The sequence below is a fragment of the Arthrobacter sp. AOP36-C1-22 genome, from assembly GCF_052377515.1.
Lineage (GTDB): Bacteria > Actinomycetota > Actinomycetes > Actinomycetales > Micrococcaceae > Arthrobacter_H.
This window is the reverse complement of sequence record NZ_JBQSWW010000014.1, coordinates 1-23726: the sequence shown is the minus strand read 5'-3', so window position 1 is coordinate 23726 and position 23726 is coordinate 1. Positions and strand designations below refer to the sequence as shown.

The window sequence follows — 23726 nt, the reverse complement described above, 5'->3', positions numbered from 1 at the left end:
CGGTCATGACGACGACGTGAGAGCGCTCAACGGGCCGCGCCGGCCTTCGTGGTCTGTTGACCGGATGCGACGCTCACGGGCCTCGCGGAGCCGTGCGCGGCTCAGCAGCACGACGCTGATCGGCCCGATCCAAAGCATCTTGAGCATGTTCCAGATCGCCCACAACACAACCAAGTGCAGCCATCCGGGAATGCCGTCCTCGATGAGCTGGATGCAGACGTTCGCGATCAGCAGGTACGGGATCGCGAGCAGCATGGCCGGGACACCCCACTTCAACCCACGGCGACGAGAGCGGATCGCGTCCAGCATGATGTTCGTAGGCATGTATCGCCGCATGAAGTAGCGGGTGTGGACGCTTGCGGCCCAGATCAGACGGATCATGGCTCTCGTTCCTCTCCATCGCACAGGTATGTCAGGTGAAGCGGTGCGTTGGAGAGTGACCCGGAGGTCTGCCGCGAGCGGCGCGTTACAGAGGAGAAATCCGCTTCGCCCTCAACTTTACGCCTGATCCCCGACGAGGGGAACCGCGCGATGACCCGTCATTGGAGGTTGTCGGACGCGGCCGGAACGAAGTGATGCCGCGGGCCGGTTGCGGCGTGTGGCAGGGCGATGAGGTGAGTTCCCGAAACGACTGCTTGTGACTGCTGGAGGTGAGCACCGACCAGGTTAACGAGGGTCGCAGCGACCGCTGCGAGGTCTGCGGCGGAGCCGTGGAATGTGGGTACCGAGCATCCTCGCGTCGGGACGAGTTCATCACCATCGGCTGCCTCCTGCCAGAACGAGTGGTACAGCTCAAGCCCGCCATCGGCCAGCACCGAACGTCCTGCCTGATCGTCGATCTCAGAAGGCGTGAGCGTAGCGGCGGGCGCGCAGATATTGGCGATGCCGAGCGTCCCTGAGCTTGCGTCGGTGGCGACCTGGGCAATCAGCGCCTTGCGTTCTGTGCCCACGAGCGAATCGAGGTATGCGGTGATGCTGTGGCTGACGGTGGCGTCGAGGATTAGGTCCGCGGAAAGAAAGGATGCTGGGTTGTCGGGCACGTTTCCTTCGGCGACGGTGACCGTCAGATCGTCACGGATCGCTCCGAGCCGCGTGGCAAGAGCCTGCGCCTTCGTCTGACCGACGTCGGCTTCGGTGTAATTCTGTCGCACGAGAAGTCCGCCGGTGATGGTTCCGGGGTCGCAGAGAGTAATGGTGGTGGCCCCGGCCCGTGCGATGAACTCGGCGATCCATGACCCAAGGCCTCCGCATCCCCAAACATGAACTGTCTTTCCCTGAAAACCGTTGACGGGACGGTTGTCGTCGCGTCGGGTCGTGACTTCTTGCCGTTCGTCGGACATGTTGCACCATTCGATGGGGATATCGGCGTTGACCATCGCGGGGTCTAGGTTGACCGCGGTGCCGCGCGTCTTGGCGAGGCGCCGAAGCACGTTGGCTGTTGCCCCTGGCAGGCGTCCACCGAGCAGATGGTGTGGACCGCCTGCCGGGTGGGGTACGGCCAGGACGAAGTACTGCTCGGTGTCGTCAGCGTTCCGGAGAGCGCTGGCAAGGATCGACGTGAGAAACGCTGGCGACTGAGGTGACACCCGCGGCGACCGTCCTTCCGCGCGGTCAAGATACGGATCATCGAGGAGCGTCAGGAACAGCGCGAGGGTGGACGCGGCGCCAAACGGAAGGTCGCTCGCGAGTGCGAAGACGGGCGTGCGGTGTCCATCGCGGTCCGTTGAGTAGGTGAGGTCATAGCGGTACGGCGAACGGGCGATCAGCCGAGCGACCTGATGCTGTTTCGATGGCCCGGCCTCGCGGACGACGATCGTGGTCGTACCGTTAGCGTGGTGCAGTACTCCTCCGACCGCGTGGTACATCGCGGTCGAGGGGTCGAACGCTCCGCCGGCGGCATCGGTGAGCCAGTCCCAGAGCCGGGTGAGGAATCCGGCAACCCCTTCGGACGGGTGCCACTCGCGCGAGGGGTCGAGGTAGATGCAGAGTCGCTGTCCTTGAAGGACATGCGGGAAGCCGAGAAAGCGGGTGTGGTCAACCTCAACGCTCGGGGGCAGGAACAGCGATGGGCAAATCCGGACTATGAACTCCTCGTCATCTCCGAGTTCCAACCCCGCTGGGCTCCGCGGGATGTCCGCGGTGTGGAGCCGGAGGCGGAGTGTGGCGTCGCCGTTAGCGTCGAGCTGGGCCTGTTGGATAACCCGCACGTCGTCGGGGCGCTCCCGCACGAGCGACCTCAGCTCGCCAAGGAGATGCTTCTGCCAGGCCGACAGGCTGGCCCTGTTGCGGCGGCTCATCCCGCGCGGCCAGACCGCCCCACGATGGAGGCGGCGGCTGGGGCTGCTGCCGGGAACTTCGCGCTGCTCGATGTGGTGGCTGGCGCCTTGAATCCGTTCCCGAAGATGCCCTGCCACAGTTCGACGCTGCGCTCCTTGTCCTCCTCCTCGTACGCTTCCTCAATTTCGGCGGCGTGCACATGGATGCGGTCGCGGAAGTAGCTGTAAGTCGCCTGGGCTTTTTCGGGATCAGGACCCCATCGATGCCCGAAGTAGACACCTGACCCGGACGGGTCGGCGACAGGAGGCGTGGTTGGGTTCGCTTGAAGCCAGGTGTCGAGGTCTTTGACGATATGTAGGAGCGTCGTGGGGACGTCGCTGTAGTAGCCGGGGTCCAGCAGCGTGCGCAGTTCGGTGACCTGTTCACCGAGCAGTGTCGTCAGGAGGATTGACCGCGTGCCGATGAAGGAGTTCTTGTGGTCGCGGAGGTATTTCATCAGTCGGATGACCTTGCGGAGGTTGCCCTTCGCGAGCGTGTCCTTCTTCTTCATCCAGTCGGTGAAGCCCTGGGGGTCGGTCAGCTCCCAGTCGTTGTCGTCGCGGTTCACGATGACTTCGCGTCCATCGGCGAGGTTCAGGTGCGGCACGATGTCGATGTGCATGGAGTTCGCGTAGACGAGTCGGACGCAGCGGCACTTGCGTGAGTGCGGCATGTCGCCGTACTTGCTGTGGCGGTGCAGGGCCGCATAGACCTCCTCGATGTAGGTCTTAGGGCTGTCCGTCCAGTCCGGGTTCTCGCTCATGTCGAGCATGAAGTCCGCGTCGAACTCGTTGCTGCCGACCGGGTTGATGATGGTTCTGTGTGCCCAGGAGCCCTGGGGCGTCTTGCCGAGGATGAGAGAACCGATCTGCTCATCGGCCTTCAGTGCCTTATAGACCGCCTCGACGCGAGAGTCGAGCAGATCTAGCTTTCCTTGGCTGAGGTTGACGGTGTCCTTGAGCAGGACGTTGAAGTAGTCAGTGAGCTTCATCGGAGACCTCCGTGTGGGACGTGCTGTTCCGGTGGCCGCGATGTCGGTCTCCGGTCAACGGTGTGTATTCGGCTGCGCGATGAGCTGCAAACCGCTCGGTATAAACGGGGCTGAGTTCGCGACTCACGGACGCGGCGAGCCCGGCCATGTCGTTCGGGTCCGCTGAGTCGAGTGCGTATAGTCCGCCGGGAACCAAGGCGTCGAACCTGGTGTAGGCAGACTTGCCGATCAGATGTTCCGCGATGCCCTGCCCGCCGCGGCTACCGGCGCTAAGGATCAGGGGCGTGATCGGCTTCACCCATTGGAGCAGTCCGCCGCGGTCGCGGCGCTTGGGGTGGTTCGTGAGCTGATCGATGGTGCCCACGTTGAGCACCCTGATCGAACTGAGCGGTACGTGGAGCATGCTCACGGCCTCAGCGATCGCGACGACGGAAGGGTTGTTCGCCCACACCCCGCCGTCGATGAGGCGGTGTCCGTCAACGCGTGCAGCCGGAAAGTAGAGGGGCGCGGCCGAAGTAGCCATCGCGATGTCCACCATCGGGATGCGCCAGTCACGGGCAAGGCGCGTGTGATGTGGCGTCTTGAAGATGTGCACGGCACCTCGTTGCACATCCCATGCCGGGATGACCAGTCGCTTGGTGCTATCGCCGAGCAGCCGCTCTCCGAGCACCTTCGTCAGGGCAGTCCGCAATGCATCGCCGTCGTAGATGGGTGCAGCCAGTTGGCGCGGCCGCCGCAAAAGGCTCCGCCGCGCGGCCGGGAAGACCGTCATGACCAGTTCCTCGTAGTGCCCGACGATCTCGCTCGGGGTGAGACCGGCACCCAGCCCGAGAGCGACGATCCCGCCCGCCGACGTACCGGCGATCAGATCGAACGAGTCCCTGACGCTGACACCGAGGTCTTGTTCCAGTCGCGCAAGCACGTGGGCGGTGAACAGCGCCTTGGCTCCTCCGCCGTCGAGAGCGAGAACCTGGAAGCGATCGGTCGGCAGCTCGGTTGGCCCGTTCGTCGTCCATGGGTCGTCCTGCCGTCCCGGCACGTCAACCGGCCCGATTGGCATCTCGGCTCCGGAGTCCGTCGAACTTGCGGGAACTACATCCATGTAACTATTCTACGTCGCCGCACCGACACTCCCGTGGGCTCGGATCACAAGCTCCGATTGAGGGGCTGTTCGAGCGGCCGACTTTCTGCGTCTCTCGTGCGCTGACGAGCAATATCACTTGCACGTTCGAGTGCGGTTCGTGCGCGGGCGGCGTCGATCTTCTGCGCCGTGGTCTCTGGTGCCGGGCCGAGGGTTGTGTCGTCGCTGATGCCATAGCGGTCCCGATAGGCAGCGACGGTGCGGGCGTGCCGCCGCCACGGCGCTGTCTTCCGTGGATTGCGGGGTGGCATGCCGAGTGGCTTCGTCCACGGAGCTTTCGCGTCCAAGGCGATGTCCAGGACGACGTCGGCGCGCTGCTCGATCAGCTCCCTCCGCTCGGTCAACGCCTGTCGCATATCGGTGCTCATCGACCCGTCTGCGGCGGGCACGAGACCAGCGATCAACCGCGGCGTCTTCCTCGTGCGACCAGACCCAGCGGGTCGTGCGGTCGCACGCGCGACCCGGTGGTGCAGGACGGAGGCGATGTCGTCGGCGTCATCGAACCCGCGTGCGGCGACCAAGCGTGGGACCAGTCGGTCGATGTCGTGATAGTTGGCCTCGGCCCGGCGTAGTTCGGTGGTGAGCGCCCCGAAAGCCTCCGACTGGACTACGGCGTCGACCTGGTCCTCGGTGAGACCCGACGATCGGATCAAAGTCTCCCAGCGGTCGTGTTGTGCTGCCGCCGCGATGGTCTCGTACTCAGCGGCGAGCTGCGCGATTGATCCCCATTGCTCGTGTTCGGCGGTGATGGTCTCGTGCGCAGACAGCTCGGCACCGACGTGCTGGAGCACCCCGTACAGCACGCTTCTGGCGGTGGCGTCAGTGTTGTCGCCGGGGTGCGGGTATGTGTGGTCATCGGAGCGGTCAAGGATCACGTACGCCCGGTTGGACTGCTTGCCGCGGGTCATCGCGACGTAGAAGTTTTCCCGCGTCGTGGTCGGTTCGACCAAGACGTGCGCGGTACCGACAGTGACACCCTGCGCCCTGTGCGCGGTGACCGCGTATCCGAGGTCGACGTGCTCGGTCACGTACGACGCCGGGAGCACGATCGAGCCGCCGAACCGTCGTCCGGTCTTGCGGGTCGTCAGGGAGCCGTCGTCGCGGACACCGATGATGGTCCAGGTGGCGCCGTTGCGCACCCAATCCTTGCCGTTGCGGAGACGGCGGTCGTTACGGCGGGTGATGATCGTGTCCCCCACTCCGGCGGTGGTGCCGTCGTTCAGCTCGACTTCCCGGCCGGGTTTCAGGGTGCCGTCGAGGATCAGGTCCGCGCGGGCACGGACGTTCAACGCAGTCACGTCGTCGCGGGTCTCGGCGATCAACACCGACACCAACCCTTGCTCGTGGTGCGCGCGCCATGCGGCGTAGGCGGCATCGGTCATCGCCTCGGCATCACCCTCATGAATGCGGTCGTGGTCGAGGTAGGTGTCGATCACCTCGGTTCGACCGTGGCGGAGTGCGAGTGAGGCAGTCTTCTCCCACTCGTTCTCAAACCGGTGGACGTCGACCAGCTCTGGCGCATCGTCACGATCACCGACCAAGAGCGAGAACGCGCCGCCTGCGTCCACGGACTGGAGCTGGGCGAAGTCGCCCACCAGGAGCGCCTTCGCCCCGGCCCGCTCAGCCAGGTGGGTGATGCGGTCCAGCGACAGGGTGCCGGCCAACGATGCCTCGTCGATGATAACGAGCTGACCGGCCTCGAAGGTGGTGCCACGGGTGAGGTGGTTCTGCCACCATTTCGCCGTGTTCTCCGTCGCGATCCCCAGGTCATCAGCGAGGACCTGCGCGGCCACCGCTGACGGTGCGAGCCCGACCACTGAGCCGGTGCCGTGCTCCTTCTCCCACGCTTTGCGCAACGCCGACATCGCAGTGGTCTTCCCGGCACCGGCCGGGCCGACAAGCACATCGAGCATCCGACCGGAGACGGCGATCTTCAACAGAGCGTCGGCTTGGTCCTCGCCGAGCATCCGCCCCTCCCTATCCGGCCGGGCGGTGATCTTCTCCACCGTTCCCAGCCGGGCGGTCGGCGCAGTCATGCTGCGGGAGCGGACGAGCAGCCGGTCCTCCGCTGCGAGCAACTGCTCGGAGGAGAACACGGTCGAGTGCTTCGGCCGGAACACGCTCGTGCCGTCGATACGCCGGAACGCGACCGGGCTGGTGGCGAGGTCGGGCGGTGTCAGCCGCAGAGATGCCTGTTCGGCGGCGTCGGTGATCATGCCGACGATCGCCTCACGATCCTGCATGGTGGCGAACCGCAAGCCCATCGTCTGCCGCGACGCCTCGGCCACCAGGTTCCACCGCCGCCACGTCGACCGCTTCTCACCCACCACACCGACGACGGCCTGGCCAAGTTCGGCGATCGCGTCCAACGGCACGTCGTCGGCTCGCAGCAGCATCGGCTTGTCGTTGTCCGTGACGTTGCGTGCCCAGGAGGTGGCGTCCTGACCCAGCACATCGGTCGCGCGGGTGCGCCACTCGCTGGTGAGGTCGGCCAACGACCGCACCTCCTTCTCCGGTCGGGTACTGAGAGTGGCTTGGGCTCGGAGCTTGATGACCGTGGCCGTGGACGGCTGGCGGCCGTGCTTGGCGACGTACTCGGCGATAAGCCGGTTCTTCTCGGCGTCGATGTGCCGGGCACGGGTGGAGAACTCCTGAACGAGCTGTTCCGGCACGCTGCTGATCGCCCAGGCCGGGTTCCGATCGCGGCCCATGTCGCGGGCCTCCCACTCGACGCCGAAGGTGCGGGTCATGTGGTCGGCGAACACCGCCTGGTGCAGCTCCGACAGGGCGACCACGGCGGCGTGCATCGGCCGACCGTCCAAGCTCCGCCACTTGCCGTCAAGCACTGTCTGGACCTTGTTGCTGATGACGACGTGGGTGTGAAGGTGGGGGTCTCCGGCGCGGGAGTCGAAGTGATCGAACGCCGTAGCCACGACCCCGGAGACATCGACCTGTGCAACCGCTCCGCCGCCTGCCGTTGCACCGGTGCGGGTGGCTGCAACCTCACGCTCCATGAACGCAACCACCTCCGCAACCGCTCGATGATGCGCGTCCCCGATGAGAGCTTGGGTGCCAGCGTCCGCGACCGCCCACAACGCCGAAGCGGACTTCGGGACCGAGAACGTGAAGTCGAACCCCGCCACCGCCCGCCGTGTCCCCCGCGAGGCTTCCTCAGCCTCGATCTGCCCGACGGCCTCGCCCTTCGCGCCGGGACTCAACGCCGGGTCCAGGTCCGCGATGCGGGCCTCGACCCGTTCCGCCGGGGACTTGTAGGCCGGGAACGCCAGACCGAGCGGATCTCCGCTGATCGGGTCACGACCCATCCCCATCAAGAGCTGAAGCTGGGCCTCCGAGACCCGATCACTCACCGCGAGCTGACCCTTCCCGAGCGAGGCGACACCGGAGCCCAGCCATTGACCTGGTGGCGTTCCCGCCTCCGCGTAGTACCTCGTCAGCGGCGTGCTGAGGCTCCGGTCGCCGTCAGCGGCGGCGACTGTGCGCAGCAGGTACTTGTAGCCGTCTCCGGCGCTCATTACCCGCATCGACACCGTCATGCTCACGAGGTGCGCACCTCCGGTGTCCGTGAGGGGCGTTCAGCGGCCCGACCTTGTACCCATCTCGGCGAAGTCGTTCTTCGAAAGCATGCCGAGGTTGCTGATGAAGGTTCATTGTCCGTTCAAGGCCAATGCGGTGCGGGTTAGCAACACTGGCCATGACGGTCAGGCCGGCATACCTGAGGGCGCGCTTTGGTTGGGACCGGTTCGGCTACAGTGGTGGCATGACTTGGTGATCCTCGCCCTTCTCCTGCGTCCGTGGCGTGTGCCAGGCGGGAGTTCGATCGACTCTGAGGACACCTGTGGCCATCACAACTTCTTCTTCGCTTTCGCGCGCCGCCGCTCATCTGCGTGTGGACGGTATCTCGATCTCGTTCACAGACCGGCGTGTGCTCACGGACGTGTCGTTCACCGTCCCCGCCGGGGATCGGACAGGCTTGATTGGTGAGAACGGGTCCGGCAAGACCACGTTGTTGCGCGTCATCGCCGGCCTGACACGCCCCGACGGTGGCATCGTGAGTGCCATCGCGCCCGGCGGGCATGCGCCGCGCATCGGGCTACTGCACCAGGAACCACCATTCCTGGCGAGCATGTCGATTGCCGAAGCGCTGGCATCCGCGGTCGCTCCACTTCGCGCGGCCGCCGACGCGGTTGACGCAAGGGCCCACGCTCTCGCCAATACACCCGATGACCAGGCCGCGGCACGCAACTACGCCGACGCTCTGGAGACCGCCGAACGGGTCGGGGCATGGGACGTCGATGCGCGCATCGACGCGATGATGACGGGACTGGGATTGGGCGATCTGCCGCGCGAACGCGAGACCGGGCGCCTCTCGGGTGGGCAGCGCTCGCGCCTGGCCCTGGGGTGGCTGCTGCTGTCCGCCCCGGAGGTGCTGCTGCTGGACGAGCCGACCAACCACCTCGACGATGCCGCCACGGAACACCTACGCGGCGTGCTCGTCTCATGGGCCGGACCAGTGCTGATCGCCAGCCACGACCGAGCGTTCCTCGACGAGGCGGTGACCTCCCTCGTGGACCTGGACCCGGCTCCGAGACTGCACGCGGTGGCTGGGCCGCTCGTCGGGGACGGTGAGGAAGCGGGCATCGGCATCACTCGTTTCACGGGCACCTACACCGACTATCTGCATGCCCGACTGGACGCTCGGGAGCGGTGGGAACGCCAGTACCGCGAAGAGCAGGGAGAACTCAAGCGTCTCCGTGCCGCCGTTGGTGAGAATCAGAGCGTCGGGCACCGCGATTGGAAGCCTCGCTCGGAGGTACGCATGGCGGAGAAGTACTACGCCGACCGCAACGACAAAGTGGTGTCCCGACGGGTCAACGACGCCCAGACCCGATTGGCCGACCTTCAGGAGCGCCAAATCCGCAAACCGCCCCCGGAGCTACAGTTCCGCGGGCTCAACGCCGCGCAGAGCACGGCAACAGCCCAGGGTGCCTGGCCCGGCCCGGTGCTGGCGGCCACCGACGTTGCGGTCGCTGGGCGCCTCAAGGCGACCTCACTGACCGTGAGCGCGGATGAGAAGTGGCTGATCACCGGGCCCAACGGGTCGGGCAAGTCGACGCTGCTGCACCTGCTCGCCGGTGACCTCGCCCCAACGGCGGGGACCATCAACCGGCCACGAGGGCTGCGTGTCGGTCTGCTCGCCCAGGAAGTTGACTTGCCCGATCCGCACCACCGCGGATCGGAACGGACCACACGCGAGGCCTACGAAGACCTTGTCGGGAGGAAACGGGCCGAGCAGGTGCCTCTGGGAACATTCGGGCTGATCGCGGGCCGAGATGAGCACCGGCCCGTGCGCGTTCTCAGCGTCGGACAGCAACGTCGACTGGCCCTCGCTGTGCTCCTCGCCGACTCACCCGACGTGCTGCTGCTGGACGAACCGACCAACCACCTTTCGCTTCTGCTCGTAGCCCAACTCGAAGCAGCCCTCTCCAACTACCCAGGAAGCGTCGTCATCGCCTCCCACGACCGGTGGTTGCGCCGCACATGGACCGGGCAGAGCTTCGACCTGACCGGCACTTGACCTCGCTATCAGACATAAAGTCACCTGGACGTGACAGGTGGAGCCAGGCACGGCCGCAAACAACTCGTACCACCACCGGCGACAAACCGCGATCAGCTACCGCCTCTGCCTGTCACCCATCTCCTATAGGATCGCGCGGATCCACTGTTGTGTCCTGCTAACGGGATTCGGTCGGGGCACCTGCCGTAGCCCGCCCGGCCAGGCCATCGCGGAGCCCCCTTATGGCGACGTATCCCCTTGGGTCACGGCCATACCGGACATTCGAGCTGAAAAGCGTCTGTGCCCGAACGATCAGAACCGAGAATCGGGCTCGTTGAGACGGTTGTGGTCGGGCCGTCTTTGACCATCAGTGGGTCGGCACATGGCTGACGGTCCTCAGTGTTCTATCCCCGCTCGATCAGGACTGTTCTCAGTGGATACTCGTGCAGGCAGGCGGATCAGTGCCGCTAATCCGAGCACTGCCAGGACGATGGCAGCGACGATCATGGCGGTGGTGAATCCGGCTTGCTGGACGCCGAATCCAGTCAGCAGAGGTCCGCCGGCGAGGCCGGCGGCGTAGGCGAGGTTGTACAAGGCGTAGGAACCGCCAAGGGTCGGCGGCGTGGCTCGGAAGCCCTGTTCGCCGATCATTGTGGTCGCCGGTGCAAGCAGGAGCGCTGAGGAGACGCCTAGCAGGACCATGCCGATGCTGGTGTGCCACAGCTCGGTTGCGAACCCGATCACGATGAGCGCAGCAGCGACCGCGAGGACGCCGGCCCCGATCAAAAGTCTGAGTGGTGCCGTGGTGACGTACCGGCCCACGACCGGGTTGGCGATCATTGCCGCCAAGGCTGCAAGCCCGAAGAGCAATCCGATCGTCAGCGCGCTGGCTCCCAGGTGCACAGGCAGCACGGGCTCGACTCCTGAGAGCACGGCCGCGCCGATCGCAACGGCGATCACGATGGAGAACGACCCTGGCACGCGGAGCACGGCAAGAGGCCCTGAAGGGTCGTCGGTAACCCGCGGAGAGCCCTTGACCAGCACGATACGCAGCACCCCATCGATCATGGCGATGGCGGTAGCGAGCAAAAAGGGCGATGCGGTGCCAAAGTGCTCGACCAGAAAGCCCGCGAGTGGGGGGCCGAGCAGCACGCCCAGAGTAAGGGAAGACAGGGCGATCCCCATCGCCTGTCCGCGCTTGTCGAAGCTGGTGGTTGCGGCGATCAACGAAAGGGCAGCGACCCAGGACATGCCGCCGGCGATGCCCTGGGCAAGGCGGGCAACCAGCAACAGCCAGTACGGGCCTCCCGTGGCGAACAACAGCGTCGCTGCGGCCAGTCCAACGAGCCCGATGAGCAGCGGCGTCTTGGGTCCGTGCCGGTCGACGATGCGACCGGCAAAGAGAGTAGCGATGATCATCGCCAGCGCGTAGGAGGAGAACAGCACCCCCGTGGCTGCCGGTCCCGCGCTGACAACTGCGGGCAGCAGCGGCAGAACCGGGACCGCCAGGCCGTGAACGAGCATGTCGGTGAACACCGCCGCCGATCCGACGATCAGCGCATTCCTTGGGGTGGTGCCTCGCGTAGGCAAGGCACCATCACGGTTCGTCATGTGGAGGTCTTTCTATGAGAGCAACCCCTTCACCAGCGCCGTCACAGCGGCGTCGAGGTGTTGGAGGTGCGGAAGGTCATCGGGACGGGTCACCGCGGTAACGGTGAACCCCTGAAGCAGGATCAGCACCAGACCGGCGGCCGTCGCAGCCGACACCGGCAAGTCGGGGTGTTCGCCCAGGGACGCGGCGATCTGATCGCGCCATGCATCCAGTGCTTCGTGCTTGGGACGACTGTCATCGAGGGCTTGCGGAGCGACCAGGACTGTGGTGTACGCCAGGGCTCGGAACCGCTTATCAACTTGCAGCAGCGTCACGAACTCGCTCAGCAAGGCGCGCAACCGGCCCTCGGCATCAGACCGCGCAGGTGCAGCATCGAAGATCCGGCTGCCGTAGTCCAACCAACCCCACTCCAGGGCCTCGGTCAGCAACACAGTCTTGCTCTGGAAGTGATGGTGGAGCGCCCCTCGCGAGACACCGGCACGCTCGGCGATGCGCTCAAAGGTCGCACCGCGCCAGCCCTTCTCCTCGAAGGACTCCAAGGCAGCCCCCAGCAGCGCCACACGGGTCTTCGCTGTGTCCTTCGCAGTACGCTTCATACATACAGGCTAGCCCGTATGTAACCACCGTCAAGCCGACTTCCTTCACGCCCAGAGGTCAGGGGGCTTGCGCGCCACGTCCAGCTCGTCTCCGTGGCGGTTCAGTCGCAGCTACCGTTGCTTCCCTGCGAAGTAGACTGAACCCCGTAATTACAGAGGCAAAGACGCGACTACTTTTGCTCCCTCACGGGGTCCCCGACTCCACGTAGTACCTCGTCAGAGGCGAGCTGAGGCTCCGGTCGCCGTCCGCGGCGGCGACCGTGCGCAGAAGGTATTTGTAGCCATCCCCAGCCGACATCACCCGCATCGAAACCGTCACCACGCCACCGCCCTTCGGCAGTCAGGTGAGCGGACGACGACCGCGCGGAGCGCCGTCAACTTTTGTTGACGCTCTCGACGTGCAAGACGCGTGGCAGCTCTGGCGGGTAGTAAGAATCGAGCGTGGTGGAGAGTCGGCTGGGCAGCCCTGGATCGTGGATGGTGCTGTCGTCGGGCTAGTGAGAGGCGGACTGGCGACGACGAGGGGGATGCAGTGTGTGGGTGGTGCCCTGGTAGGTGATCTACCCGGCGAAGGAGTCCACGGAGGGTTCGGGATCGGGTTCACCGACCTGCCGGAACTCTCATGCCTCACACTGCCACGCACGCCCGCGGACTGATGATCGGTTTATTGTTCAGCGGATATGAAGCAATCAACCTCGCCGCCGGGCACTACTTCGGCGGCGAGACGGTCTGGTCCTCCGAGCTCATTCCCCCGTCCTCCGCATGCTTGTCCGCCACTGGCCGGATGCGCCGAATTCGGGCGAAAACAGAAGCCGGGAAGCGTTCTAGGTGAGCTGGAGCGTGGTGATACAGGTGGGATCGTCCTTGGCGGTCGAGATGGTGGTACTCGCGGTCTGATCGCCGTGTTCGACGGTGACTGTGGCATCGATATCGCGGGGCAGCCAGATGCCTGCGAATCCGTTGTCGTGGGTGCGGATGGTCTCATCGAGGATCACCGCGTCGGTGGTCGCGTCGGTGACCGTGACGTCGATGTCCTCGTTGTTGAGTTCACCGAGGCAGGTGGTGAGGCTGTGGGAGAAACAGTCATGTGTCTGGGCGGAGTACGGGGCGATGGATACGTAGAACTCGTCCTCGGGCAGATCAAGCGAAGACTCGTTGCCGGCCTCGTCAGAGAGCAAGAGCACGTCGGGCTGGACCGAGGCGATGAGGCCGTCCGGGCGCTCCGTGACCGGCATGGTGTCGAGGTGTTCGATGACCTCGCGGGCATCGAGCCCATCGAGGTCATAGTCGCTGAGCCACGCGTTGCCGGTCTCGCCCGCAACGGGGCCGGTGCTGGCCGGGGCGCAGGCGGTTACGAGCACGATCGCGCAGAGCGCGGCGGTGAGGGTGCTGAGGGTTCTGGCTGTGGTTCGGATGATCGTTCCTTCTTAGCGTGTCCGGAGTGGTCGTGATCCAAGCTTATGGATCAGTAGCGGAGTATCGCCTGCTGGTGCAGGTGCGGTATCCAGTCTTGGACGAGGCGGGTGGAGTCGATCCCGGTCAACGCGACCGGGATGTCGCCAAGGTGATGGACGATTAGCAATGGGTCGGTGGAGACGACCCGGGTGGTGCTACCCAACGCGGGGTGGCCGGCGCCGGTAAAGGTATGTCCGTGGATACGTGCGGAGAATCGTGAGGCTGGCAGGTAGCGGCAGGGTTCGTCGGCTAGGGCGAGGTCATGCAGCAAGGTCCTCGCTGCGTGGTTCCCTTGGGCGCTGGAGTCCTCCCAATGGTCAATCCGGTAGGAGCTATGACCGGGATAGTGGTGCACCGCGACTCCGCCAGCGGCGTAGATGCGCTGGCGTGGGGCGTGCAGTGCACGCAGGTGGCCGTCGACGGGGATCCCCTCGGGCCCGGTCCAGGGAGCTGGCGCGGCGGCCAGGGTGCCGTGGGCGACGATCGCCAAGTCACCTTCAACATGGGTGCCGTCGTCGAGGATGATGGTGATCCGATCGGCGTGGGTGCGGATTGCACGTGGCTGGCGCCCCAAGTAGGTCGCGTGCTGGGGCTGGCTCAGATCGAGCAGGCGTCTTGCGACGTGCTCGCCGATGGCGGTGGCGCCGGGCACGAGCGAGCGGGCGATCAAGGCGACATCGTGACCGGCTTCGATGAGAAGGGACGCGGTCTCCGAAGCCACCAACCCGCCTCCAAGTATCAGTACCCGCGTCGGGTGCGTTCCCGCGAGCAGGTTGCGCACACGGACAGCGTCGGCGATTGAGTGCAAGGTCGTCAGCTGGCCGGCGCTCACGGCTTGGTCCCGACCGATGATTGTCTCGTCGAGGGTGCGCGGTCGGCTGCCGGTCGCGATGACCAACGCGTCATAGGCCCTAGTTTTACCAGAGGCGAGATGCACTTCTCGTGTCTGCGGGTTGACGCTGCGGACAGTGTCGGTACTCGTCCGGGTATCCGTGACAGATAGCGCGGCCTGGTCGGGTTCGAGCAGTCCGAGCGCTACGCCCTTGTTAACCAGTGTCCGGTTGTAGGGGCGTTCGCCGCTTCGGGCGAGGAGATCGATCTCGACATCAGCCTCCGAGGTGTGCAAGGTCTTCACGGCGGAGGTTCCTGCCGCGCCTGCGCCGATGATGCCAACGGTGCGGGTGCTCATCGCGCTCCGTTCGCGGTGAAGGATGGCAGCAGGATCGCGTCGATGAACCATGGCGCGTCATCGGGGTCGAGGCGTCCTGCTCGGACTTCCTCGGCTGCGCCGTTCATCACCACGTGGGTAGTGGTCAGCAGCCAGGTCACGGGCAGGTCTACGCGGAACGCGCCCTCGCGCTGGCCCCGGAGCAGTAGGCTGCGCATGCGCGCCTCGGCCTTCTCATGCAGCTCGCGGATGCGGGCTGCGGGAAGCTCCTTCTGCGCAGCCGTCAACAAGGCACCGGATTGATCGACGAGCACCCAGCTGGAAGCAACCAGTCGCTGGAATGCCTGGGCGGCCTCGCCGTCGAGAGACACCTCCTCCAGCACGACCTCGCCGTGTTCGAGGCTGTCCACCAACGCTTCTTCGATGAGCTCGGCACGGGTCTGGAAGTGGCCATACAGGGTCATCCGCCCCACGCCGGCCTCCGCCGCAATGTCGGCGACCGAGGCATCGGGATTCTTGCGGATCGCCGTCACCGTGGCCGCCAAGATTTTGGCCCGGTTGCGCTGGGCGTCGGCGCGCTGGTTGGCCGCGCGGTTCGCTGTCGTCGGGGCGCGTCGGGTACCCCGTGTCGCCTGAGCCTTCTTCGTCGGCATCGTCCACCTCGTAAGTCGTATGGGAATGTATGAGATAGTGTAGCTGTTGCAACTCGTACCCCATTGATTGAGTTAGGAGTCGGAGATGACCAACCGCACACAACCCGACAGCGCGACGTCGGCCTACCCGAAACGCTGGCTGGCGCTCGCCTTGCTGGGCACGGCCCAGTTCATGCTGATCCTCGACGTGACTGTCGTGGCGATCGCCCTGCCGCAGATGGAGGCGGACCTGGCGCTCTCCCGCGAGGCGTTGACGTGGGTTGTCACCGCCTACACGGTCGCTTTCGGCGGCCTGATGCTGCTCGGCGGGCGCAGTGCCGACCTGTTCGGCGCCAAACCCATCGTCTACACCGGCCTACTGACCTTCGTCGCCGGTTCTCTGGCCGCCGGCTTCGCCGACACCGGAACCGTGCTGCTCGCTGGGCGCGTAGCCCAGGGCGCTGGAGCGGCCATGCTCTCCCCGGGAGCGCTGTCCGTCGTCGTGCGCCTGTTCGAAGGTGACGAGCGCAACCGCGCCCTGGGCATCTGGTCCGCGCTCGGCGGCGGTGGAGCCGCCGTCGGAGTGCTGCTGGGTGGACTTATCAGCGCCGGACCCGGTTGGCCGTGGGTGTTCTTCATCAACGTTCCCGTCGGCGCGATCGTCCTCATCGGCCTGCTGCGGGTGCTGCCGCCGCTGCCGCCGCAGCCCGGTGCCCGCGAACGGTTGGACGTCCTGGGGGCCATCCTCGTCACCGGTGCCACCGGCCTGGCGATCTACGCGCTGACTGTCGCTGGCGAGATTGGTTGGACGGCGCCGCGCACGCTCATCTTCGCAGGGGTCGCGGTCGCGCTCTACTTGCTGTTCGGCTGGTGGCAGAAGACCGCGCGCTCGCCGCTGATGAACCTATCGCTGCTCGGCAGGCGGCCGGTGTTCTCTGGCGTGTTCGTGCTCGGGATCGCCACTGCGCTCATGGTCGCGGTGTTCTTCCTCGGCACCTTCTACTTCCAGCAGTACGCCGGCTTCGGCCCGCTGGCAACCGGCCTACTGTTCCTGCCCGTCGCACTGGCGACGATGGCCGGTGCGCAGACGGCAGGAAAGCTCGTTGGCAGGCTCGGCGCCCGCAAGCTCGGGGCGATCGGCATGACCGTCGGAGCGATCGGCCTGCTTGTTCCCGCACTATGGTCCACCACACTGACCACGACCATCGGGATCAGCTTCGGCTCGCTAGGCATCGGGATGCTGTTCGTCGTCGCCTCGGTCACCGCGCTTGGAAACGTCGCGCCGGAGGAGGCGGGTATTGCCTCGGGTCTGCTGAGCACGTTCCACGAGATCGGTGCTTCCGTCGGTGTTGCGACCGTCTCCAGCATCGCCGTGGTCAGCCTGACCGTTGGTGGCGATGCCGGATTCAAACAGGCGTTCCTCGCTGTAGCGATCGGTGCGGTCGCCGCGACCATCATCGCCAGCATCGCCATCCCCGGACGCCCTCGGGTGGCAGCACCGGAACCCACCCCTTGATGGATACCCCATAGGGGTATATGTTGACAGAAGTCGTACACGAATGAAGGAGTTAGTGATCATGACCACCACGACCGAGTACCAGGTGACCGGAATGAGCTGCGGACACTGCGAGACCGCAATCCGCACCGAAATCTCCGAGATCCCCGGCGTTACCGATATCGACGTCAGCGCAGCCACCGGCCGGCTGGCCGTCACCACCGACAAACCGGTCGACGAAACCGCGGTGCTCGCCGCGGTCGACGAGGCCGGATACGCCGCCGTCAGGAGCTGACATGAAAGCACCTGCACGGCTGGGCCTGTACGGGTTGGTCCTCGTGGCCGTGTTCGCCGTGGCTGGATTCGCGGCGAACGCGGTCATCCCCGAGGAGACCGTGCAGAGCTGGTCAGAAGGCACCGAACTGAACACCAATCAGAGCGAAGGAGACAACATGAACACCGCCGGGCACGAGGGCCACACAGACGACACAGCCGCCCTTGGCCTGGGCATCGCGCAGGAGGGTTACCGGCTCACCGCAGTGACCGCCCCCACCGACACCGGTACCGAGAAAAAGCTGTCCCTGACGATCACCGGCCCGGACGGGAACCCGGTTACCGACTTCCAGCTGGAGCACGAAAAAGAACTGCACCTGATAACCGTTCGCGCCGACGGTCAGCACTTCCGCCACGTCCACCCAGAGATGAACGACGGCGGCACCTGGACGATCCCCTGGCAGTGGGACGCGGCCGGGACCTATCGAGTCTTCGCGGACTTCGTTCCCGCAGAGGCCGGGGAAGGACTCACCTTGTCGACCTCGGTCCACGTGGGCGGCGACTACGAGCCCACACCGGCCACCGGGCCGAGTACCGAGACCACCGTCGACGGCTTCGACGTCAGCGTGGAGGGCGATCTCACCGCAGGCGAGGCCTCGCCGCTGACCATGACCATCACCCGTGCCGGAGAACCAGTCACTGAGCTGGAACCCTATCTGGGCGCGTTCGGCCACCTCGTCGCCCTGCGTGGCGGAGACCTGGCCTACCTGCACGTCCACCCCCACGGGGACGAGCCGCAGGCCGGCGAGATGTCTGGTCCGAAGATCGTGTTCGAGGCCACCGCGCCCACCGAGGGGCGCTACCTGCTCTACCTGGATTTCCAGGTTGACGGCGAGGTCCACACCGCCCCTCTGGTGATCGATACGACCACCGGCTCGGGCCTGCGCGGCGACGGGCACTCCGATGGTGGGGGTTCCGGTCAGGAGCCGGGCACGGGTGGCGAGCATCAGGAAGGAGAAGGCCATGACCACTGACAACACCAGTACTGGGGTCGCCGGCATCGAGTTGCAGATCGGTGGCATGACCTGCGCCTCGTGTGCGAACCGGATCGAGAAGAAACTCAACAAGCTCGACGGTGTCACCGCGAGCGTGAATTACGCGACCGAGAAGGCCAATGTCACGGGCCCCGACGACCTGGACCCGCAGGCTCTGATCGCGGAGGTCGAAAAGACCGGCTACACCGCTGCCCTTCCGGCGCGTGCCAAGGGCTCCGGTAACAGTTCAGACGAGGAGGGCGAGTCGTCCGAGGACGCCGAATTGCGATCTCTGCGTCAGCGTCTCATCGGCTCTGCGGTCCTGGCGGTGCCAGTGATCGCGATGGCGATGACCCCGGCCTTGCAGTTCGACTACTGGGGCTTTGCCTCCCTCGTCCTCGCCGCCCCCGTGGTGGTTTGGGCCGGGTGGCCGTTCCACCGCGCAACGTGGATGAACCTCAAGCATGGTGCAGCCACAATGGACACGCTCATTTCGGTGGGCACGACCGCGGCGATGATCTGGTCGATCGTCGCCCTGTTCTTCGGCACCGCTGGCCAGCCCGGCGTCGTCCACCCCTTCGAGCTGACCATCTCGCGCTCCGACGGGCTCGGGAACATCTACCTCGAAGTCGCCGCCGGGGTGATCACGTTCATCCTGATGGGCCGCTACTTCGAGAAGCGCTCCAAGCGCAGCGCCGGGGCCGCCCTGCGCGCCCTGCTGGAACTGGGGGCGAAGGAAGTCTCCCTCCTACGCGACGGCACCGAACAGCGAGTCTCCATCGACGACCTCGTGGTCGGCGACGAGTTCGTCGTCCGGCCCGGTGAAAAGATCGCAACCGACGGGACCATCACCTCTGGAAACTCCGCGGTCGACGCCTCGATGCTCACCGGCGAGTCCATGCCGGTCGAGGTCTCCGAGGGTGACACTGTCACGGGTGCGACCGTCAATGCCGGTGGCCGCCTGGTCGTGAAGGCGTCCCGGGTGGGCTCAGATACCCAACTGGCGCAGATGGCGAAAATGGTCGAGGACGCCCAGTCAGGCAAGGCCGAAATCCAGCGGCTAGCCGACCGGGTCTCCGGGGTATTCGTGCCGATCGCCATCGCCGTCGCCGTGGCCACCCTCGGTGCGTGGATCGGAGCCGGGTTCCCGCTGTCAGCCGGGTTCACCGCGGCAGTGGCGGTGCTAATCATTGCCTGCCCGTGCGCCCTGGGATTGGCAACCCCGACCGCCCTGCTGGTCGGGACCGGTCGCGGCGCGCAGATGGGCGTGCTCATCAAGGGGCCCGAGACCCTGGAATCGACCCGCAAGGTCGACACGATCGTGCTGGACAAGACCGGCACCGTCACCACCGGCAAGATGACCCTCACCGACGTCATCACCGCCAACGGGGTGGATCGGGACAAGCTGCTGCGCCTGGCCGGCGGGCTGGAAGATGCCTCGGAACACCCGATCGCCCAGGCCATCGCCGCCGGCGCGACCAGTGAGGTCGGCGACCTGCCCACGCCGGAGTCCTTCGAGAACATCGAAGGCAAGGGCGTGCAGGGCGTCATCGACGGCCACGCCGTGCTCGCCGGACGGGAGACGCTGCTGGCCGAGTGGTCCCAGCACCTTGACGAGGATCTGCGTTCGGCGAAGCAGGCGGCCGAAGCTGAGGGCAAGACCGCGATCGCGGTCGGCTGGGACGGTGTCGCGCGCGGCGTGCTGGTGGTCTCCGATCAAGTCAAGCCCACCAGCGCCCAGGCCATCGCCCAATTCAAGGAGCTGGGCCTAACGCCGGTGCTGCTCACCGGGGACAATCAGGCCGTGGCCGAGCAGGTCGCCGCCGCGGTTGGCATCGAGAAGGTCATCGCCGAGGTCCTGCCCAAGGACAAGGTCGACGTCGTCGCCCGCCTCCAGGACGAGGGCAAGGTCGTAGCGATGGTCGGCGACGGCGTCAACGACGCGCCCGCCCTCGCCCAGGCCGACCTTGGCCTGGCGATGGGCACCGGCACCGACGTTGCGATCGAGGCCGCCGACATCACCCTCGTCCGCGGCGACCTGCGTGCCGCCGCCGACGCGATCCGGCTGGCACGGCGGACGCTGCGCACGATCAAGACGAACCTGTTCTGGGCCTTCGCCTACAACACCGCCGCGATCCCGCTGGCCGCCTTCGGGCTGCTCAACCCGATGCTCGCGGGAGCGGCCATGGCACTGTCGTCGGTGTTCGTGGTCTCCAACAGCCTCCGATTGCGGACCTTCAAGGCCCGCGCGGACGACGACAGCGCGCCGGCACCTGCCGGCTCGACGCCGGCCCGTGAGCCGGTGAACGCCTGACCAACCGTCATCACACAACAAGAAGGGAAACCCGATGACTGCACACGAAAACCTGAACCTAACCGACAACTCGTCCAGTGGAGGCGGCTGCTGCGGCCACGCGCCGAGCGCCGACGCCGTTGCTCAGACCCCCGACATCGAGATGGCCGAATGCCCGGTGATGGCCGGCACCCCGGTCGTCAAGACCGACGCTGAGGCCGCCGGTCTCTACCGCGAGCACAACGGCCAGCGGTACTGGCTGTGCTGCGCCTCGTGCGGCCCACTGTTCGACGCCGACCCCGATCGCTACGCCACAGCCACGTAACGATGGGCAGGGCAGACTCCGCGCTTCTCAAACTCATCGGGAAGCGCGGAGTCCTTCTCCTCAAAGCTGCAACTACCGGGCGCAAGTGGAACGTGACGACAAGTCGTGCTCACCCTGTGGCCACCGAGCACAGCGATCGTTCGGACGATGAGTTTGCCCGTTGGAGAACCCAAGGCCCCTACAAACCGGGCCTGACGAAATGACGACAGCCGCCGTGGCCACCATCGCCTACTCAACGGAGAAGACCGTTTACGTCGTCAACTACGAGGCGGACGGCATGACGATGACGAACCACAAGTAGGTCATCGAAAGCGAGATACAGCCTGCTTCTTAGGGGCAACGGCTAGGTGCTCCCGGACGGGAACAAGAAGAACGGATCGGATATGAACGACGAACATACGAACCACAGCCATTCTGAGGACCGCTCGGGACGAGGCGGGGGCGTCACTCTCGCCAACCATCACGAGCACGCGGATCACGACGCCCCCACGAGCCACGGCGGTCACGATCACGGGCACGGCGGCCATGCCGGTCACGGTGACCATGTGGGACAGTTCCGCCGGCTGTTCTGGATCATGCTCGTTGTTGCTGTCCCCGTGGTGGGTTTCAACGATATGTTTGCCCACCTCATCGGCTACTCTCTGCCCGAGGCCGAGTGGGTTCGCTGGGTCTCCCCGGCCCTGGGCACGGTCATGTACTTCTGGGGCGGCTGGCCGTTCCTCACCGGCGGGCTGAGCGAGATCCGCTCCCGCAAACCCGGAATGATGCTGCTGATTGCCCTGGCGATCACGGTCGCCTTCGCCTCCTCGTGGGGCGCGAGCCTGTACCTGATCAGCCACGAGCTGAACTTCTGGTGGGAGTTGGCCCTGCTGGTCGTCATCATGCTGCTGGGCCACTGGATCGAGATGCGTTCCCTGGCCCAGACAACCTCGGCGCTGGATTCGCTGGCTGCGCTGCTACCGGACGAGGCCGAGAAGCTCGACGGCGACGCCGTGGTGAAGGTGGCACCCGCCGACCTGACCGTCGGCGATCTGGTTATTGTTCGGCCGGGGTCCTCGGTACCCGCCGACGGAAAGATCGTCGACGGTAGTGCCAGCATGGACGAGTCGATGGTCACCGGTGAGTCCAAGACCGTCCGGCGAGAGACCGGTGAACGGGTGGTCGCCGGCACCATCGCCACCGATTCCGGCCTGCGGGTCGAGGTCACCGCCACCGGCGACGACACCGCCTTGGCCGGCATCCAGAAACTCGTCACCGATGCCCAGGCCTCTACCTCCCGTGCCCAGCGGATCGCGGACACGGCAGCGGCGTGGCTGTTCTGGTACGCACTCAGCGCTGCGGTGATCACCGCGGCCGTCTGGTCATTGGTCGGGCTGCCCGACGATGCCGTGGTCCGCACCATCACCGTGCTCGTGATCGCCTGCCCTCACGCCCTGGGTCTGGCGATCCCGCTGGTCGTGTCCATCGCAACCGAACGCGCCGCCCGCGGCGGCGTCCTGGTCAAGGACCGCCTCGCCTTGGAATCCATGCGCACCGTCGACACGGTGCTGTTCGACAAGACCGGCACCTTGACCAAGGGCGAGCCCACCGTCACCGCGGTCGAACCCGTCGGGAACCGCAGCCAGGACGAGGTGCTTGCCTTAGCCGCGGCTGCTGAGACCGACAGCGAACATCCACTCGCTCGAGCCATCGTGGGCGCCGCCCACACCCGCAAACTGGACGTACCCGCCGCGGCGGACTTCTCCTCCTCCCCAGCAGTCGGCGTGAAAGCCACCGTGCAGAACACCGTCATCACCGTCGGCGGCCCCTACCTGCTTGACCAGCACCAGCAGGACGAGGTCCCCGTCGCCGACACCTGGCGGGAGGAAGGCGCGATCATTCTCCACGTACTCGCCGACGGTCAGATCATCGGCGCACTACGCCTTGCCGACGAGATCAGGCCCGAATCCCGCGAAGCCGTCAACGCCCTGCACACTGTCGGTGCGCAAGTGGTCATGATCACCGGCGACGCCCAGGCCGTAGCAGACACCGTGGCCAAGGACCTGGGCATCGACCGGGTCTTCGCCGGAGTCCGCCCCGAAGACAAGGCCGCCAAGGTTGCCGACCTCCAAGAAGAGGGTCGCAAGGTCGCGATGGTCGGCGACGGCGTCAACGACGCCCCTGCCCTCGCCCGAGCCGACGTCGGCATCGCGATCGGCGCAGGAACCGATGTCGCCATCGGTTCGGCAGGCGTCATCCTGGCCTCCTCGGACCCACGTTCGGTGCTGTCCGTCATCGACCTCTCCCGCGCAACCTATCGGAAGATGAAGCAGAACCTCTGGTGGGCCGCCGGCTACAACCTCATCTCCGTGCCTCTGGCCGCAGGCGTCCTCGCCCCCATCGGATTCGTGCTGCCCATGAGCGTCGGCGCGATCCTCATGTCCGTCTCCACCGTCGTCGTGGCCCTCAACGCGCAGCTGCTCCGTCGCCTCGACCTCAAGCCCGCGGCCAGCACGACAAGACTTCTCGACGCTGGCCCATCCACATGAACGGCCGCCGCTGCCGGAGCCGACACCACTCGAATCAGGAGGAGACGTCATGGACACCGTCACCACATCAGTGACCGAAACCAGCCATGGCTATATCAGTGACAAGACCCGCTATCTGGCGCGCATCAAGCGTATCGAGGGCCAGGCCCGCGGCATCCACCGGATGGTCGACCAAGACACGTACTGCATCGACATCCTCACCCAGATCAGTGCCATCACCTCCGCCCTGGAGAACGTCGCCCTTGGTCTGCTCGACGACCACCTCAAACACTGTGTCGCCGGAGCCATCCAC

At 65.9% G+C, this 23726-nt stretch carries 18 protein-coding genes and 1 pseudogene; 9 read left to right on the top strand and 10 right to left on the bottom strand.

The window, feature by feature from the left end:
• Positions 1-3: 3 nt before the first annotated feature.
• From ACT3S6_RS09370 to mobF, 5 genes are all read right to left on the bottom strand, one after another.
• Positions 4-381 (bottom strand): hypothetical protein, encoded by a 378-nt coding sequence (locus ACT3S6_RS09370; protein WP_444554716.1) that lies wholly within the window; start codon positions 379-381, stop codon positions 4-6.
• A 158-nt stretch (positions 382-539) separates the two neighbouring features.
• Positions 540-2297: a ThiF family adenylyltransferase gene (locus ACT3S6_RS09365; RefSeq protein WP_444554715.1), complete on the bottom strand. Its 1758-nt coding sequence runs from the start codon at positions 2295-2297 to the stop codon at positions 540-542.
• Positions 2294-3307, bottom strand: a complete 1014-nt coding sequence (locus ACT3S6_RS09360) for an SMODS domain-containing nucleotidyltransferase (RefSeq protein WP_444554714.1) — start codon at positions 3305-3307, stop codon at positions 2294-2296. The genes ACT3S6_RS09365 and ACT3S6_RS09360 overlap by 4 nt, the downstream gene beginning before the upstream one ends.
• Complete coding sequence (locus tag ACT3S6_RS09355; protein WP_444554713.1) at positions 3294-4409, bottom strand: CBASS cGAMP-activated phospholipase; 1116 nt, start codon at positions 4407-4409, stop codon at positions 3294-3296. Before ACT3S6_RS09355 ends, ACT3S6_RS09360 begins: the two co-directional genes overlap by 14 nt.
• Before the next feature lie 44 nt (positions 4410-4453).
• Positions 4454-8002, bottom strand: coding sequence for a MobF family relaxase (mobF, locus tag ACT3S6_RS09350; RefSeq protein WP_444554759.1), 3549 nt, complete (start codon positions 8000-8002; stop codon positions 4454-4456).
• Positions 8003-8265: 263 nt separating this feature from the next.
• On the opposite strand from mobF, the gene ACT3S6_RS09345 reads away from it, so the two are divergent.
• Positions 8266-10044 (top strand): ABC-F family ATP-binding cassette domain-containing protein, encoded by a 1779-nt coding sequence (locus ACT3S6_RS09345; RefSeq protein ID WP_444554712.1) that lies wholly within the window; start codon positions 8266-8268, stop codon positions 10042-10044.
• 375 nt (positions 10045-10419) lie between these two features.
• Here ACT3S6_RS09345 and ACT3S6_RS09340 read toward each other — a convergent pair whose 3' ends face one another.
• From ACT3S6_RS09340 to ACT3S6_RS09320, 5 genes are all read right to left on the bottom strand, one after another.
• Complete coding sequence (locus tag ACT3S6_RS09340) at positions 10420-11634, bottom strand: MFS transporter (RefSeq protein WP_444554711.1); 1215 nt, start codon at positions 11632-11634, stop codon at positions 10420-10422.
• A gap of 12 nt (positions 11635-11646) precedes the next feature.
• Complete coding sequence (locus ACT3S6_RS09335; RefSeq protein ID WP_444554710.1) at positions 11647-12231, bottom strand: TetR/AcrR family transcriptional regulator; 585 nt, start codon at positions 12229-12231, stop codon at positions 11647-11649.
• 824 nt (positions 12232-13055) lie between these two features.
• A complete protein-coding gene (locus tag ACT3S6_RS09330; RefSeq protein WP_444554709.1) occupies positions 13056-13592 on the bottom strand; it encodes a CueP family metal-binding protein in 537 nt (178 codons plus the stop codon).
• Positions 13593-13696: 104 nt separating this feature from the next.
• Positions 13697-14875, bottom strand: a complete 1179-nt coding sequence (locus ACT3S6_RS09325) for an FAD-dependent oxidoreductase (RefSeq protein ID WP_101569951.1) — start codon at positions 14873-14875, stop codon at positions 13697-13699.
• A complete protein-coding gene (locus tag ACT3S6_RS09320; protein WP_101569950.1) occupies positions 14872-15507 on the bottom strand; it encodes a TetR/AcrR family transcriptional regulator in 636 nt (211 codons plus the stop codon). Before ACT3S6_RS09320 ends, ACT3S6_RS09325 begins: the two co-directional genes overlap by 4 nt.
• Positions 15508-15592: 85 nt before the next feature.
• On the opposite strand from ACT3S6_RS09320, the gene ACT3S6_RS09315 reads away from it, so the two are divergent.
• The 8 genes and pseudogenes from ACT3S6_RS09315 to ACT3S6_RS09280 form a co-directional block, all read left to right on the top strand.
• Positions 15593-17002, top strand: a complete 1410-nt coding sequence (locus ACT3S6_RS09315; protein WP_101569949.1) for an MFS transporter — start codon at positions 15593-15595, stop codon at positions 17000-17002.
• Positions 17003-17063: 61 nt separating this feature from the next.
• Entirely contained in the window at positions 17064-17276 is a 213-nt protein-coding gene (locus ACT3S6_RS09310) for a heavy-metal-associated domain-containing protein (RefSeq protein ID WP_101570198.1), read from the top strand.
• 1 nt (position 17277) lies between these two features.
• Positions 17278-18288 carry a heavy metal-binding domain-containing protein gene (locus ACT3S6_RS09305; protein WP_101569948.1) on the top strand — a complete coding sequence of 337 codons (1011 nt, stop codon included), beginning with the start codon at positions 17278-17280 and terminating at the stop codon, positions 18286-18288.
• Complete coding sequence (locus ACT3S6_RS09300) at positions 18278-20602, top strand: heavy metal translocating P-type ATPase (protein ID WP_101569947.1); 2325 nt, start codon at positions 18278-18280, stop codon at positions 20600-20602. Before ACT3S6_RS09305 ends, ACT3S6_RS09300 begins: the two co-directional genes overlap by 11 nt.
• A 34-nt stretch (positions 20603-20636) precedes the next feature.
• Entirely contained in the window at positions 20637-20906 is a 270-nt protein-coding gene (locus ACT3S6_RS09295) for a YHS domain-containing protein (protein WP_101569946.1), read from the top strand.
• A gap of 211 nt (positions 20907-21117) precedes the next feature.
• A pseudogene (locus ACT3S6_RS09290) lies at positions 21118-21207 on the top strand (DUF1541 domain-containing protein); the annotation flags it as partial.
• An 82-nt stretch (positions 21208-21289) separates the two neighbouring features.
• On the top strand, positions 21290-23434 hold the full coding sequence (locus ACT3S6_RS09285) for a heavy metal translocating P-type ATPase (RefSeq protein WP_444554708.1): 2145 nt from the start codon (positions 21290-21292) through the stop codon (positions 23432-23434).
• 49 nt (positions 23435-23483) lie between these two features.
• Positions 23484-23726: metal-sensitive transcriptional regulator (locus tag ACT3S6_RS09280; RefSeq protein WP_444554707.1), on the top strand; the 243-nt coding region annotated here is incomplete at its 3' end.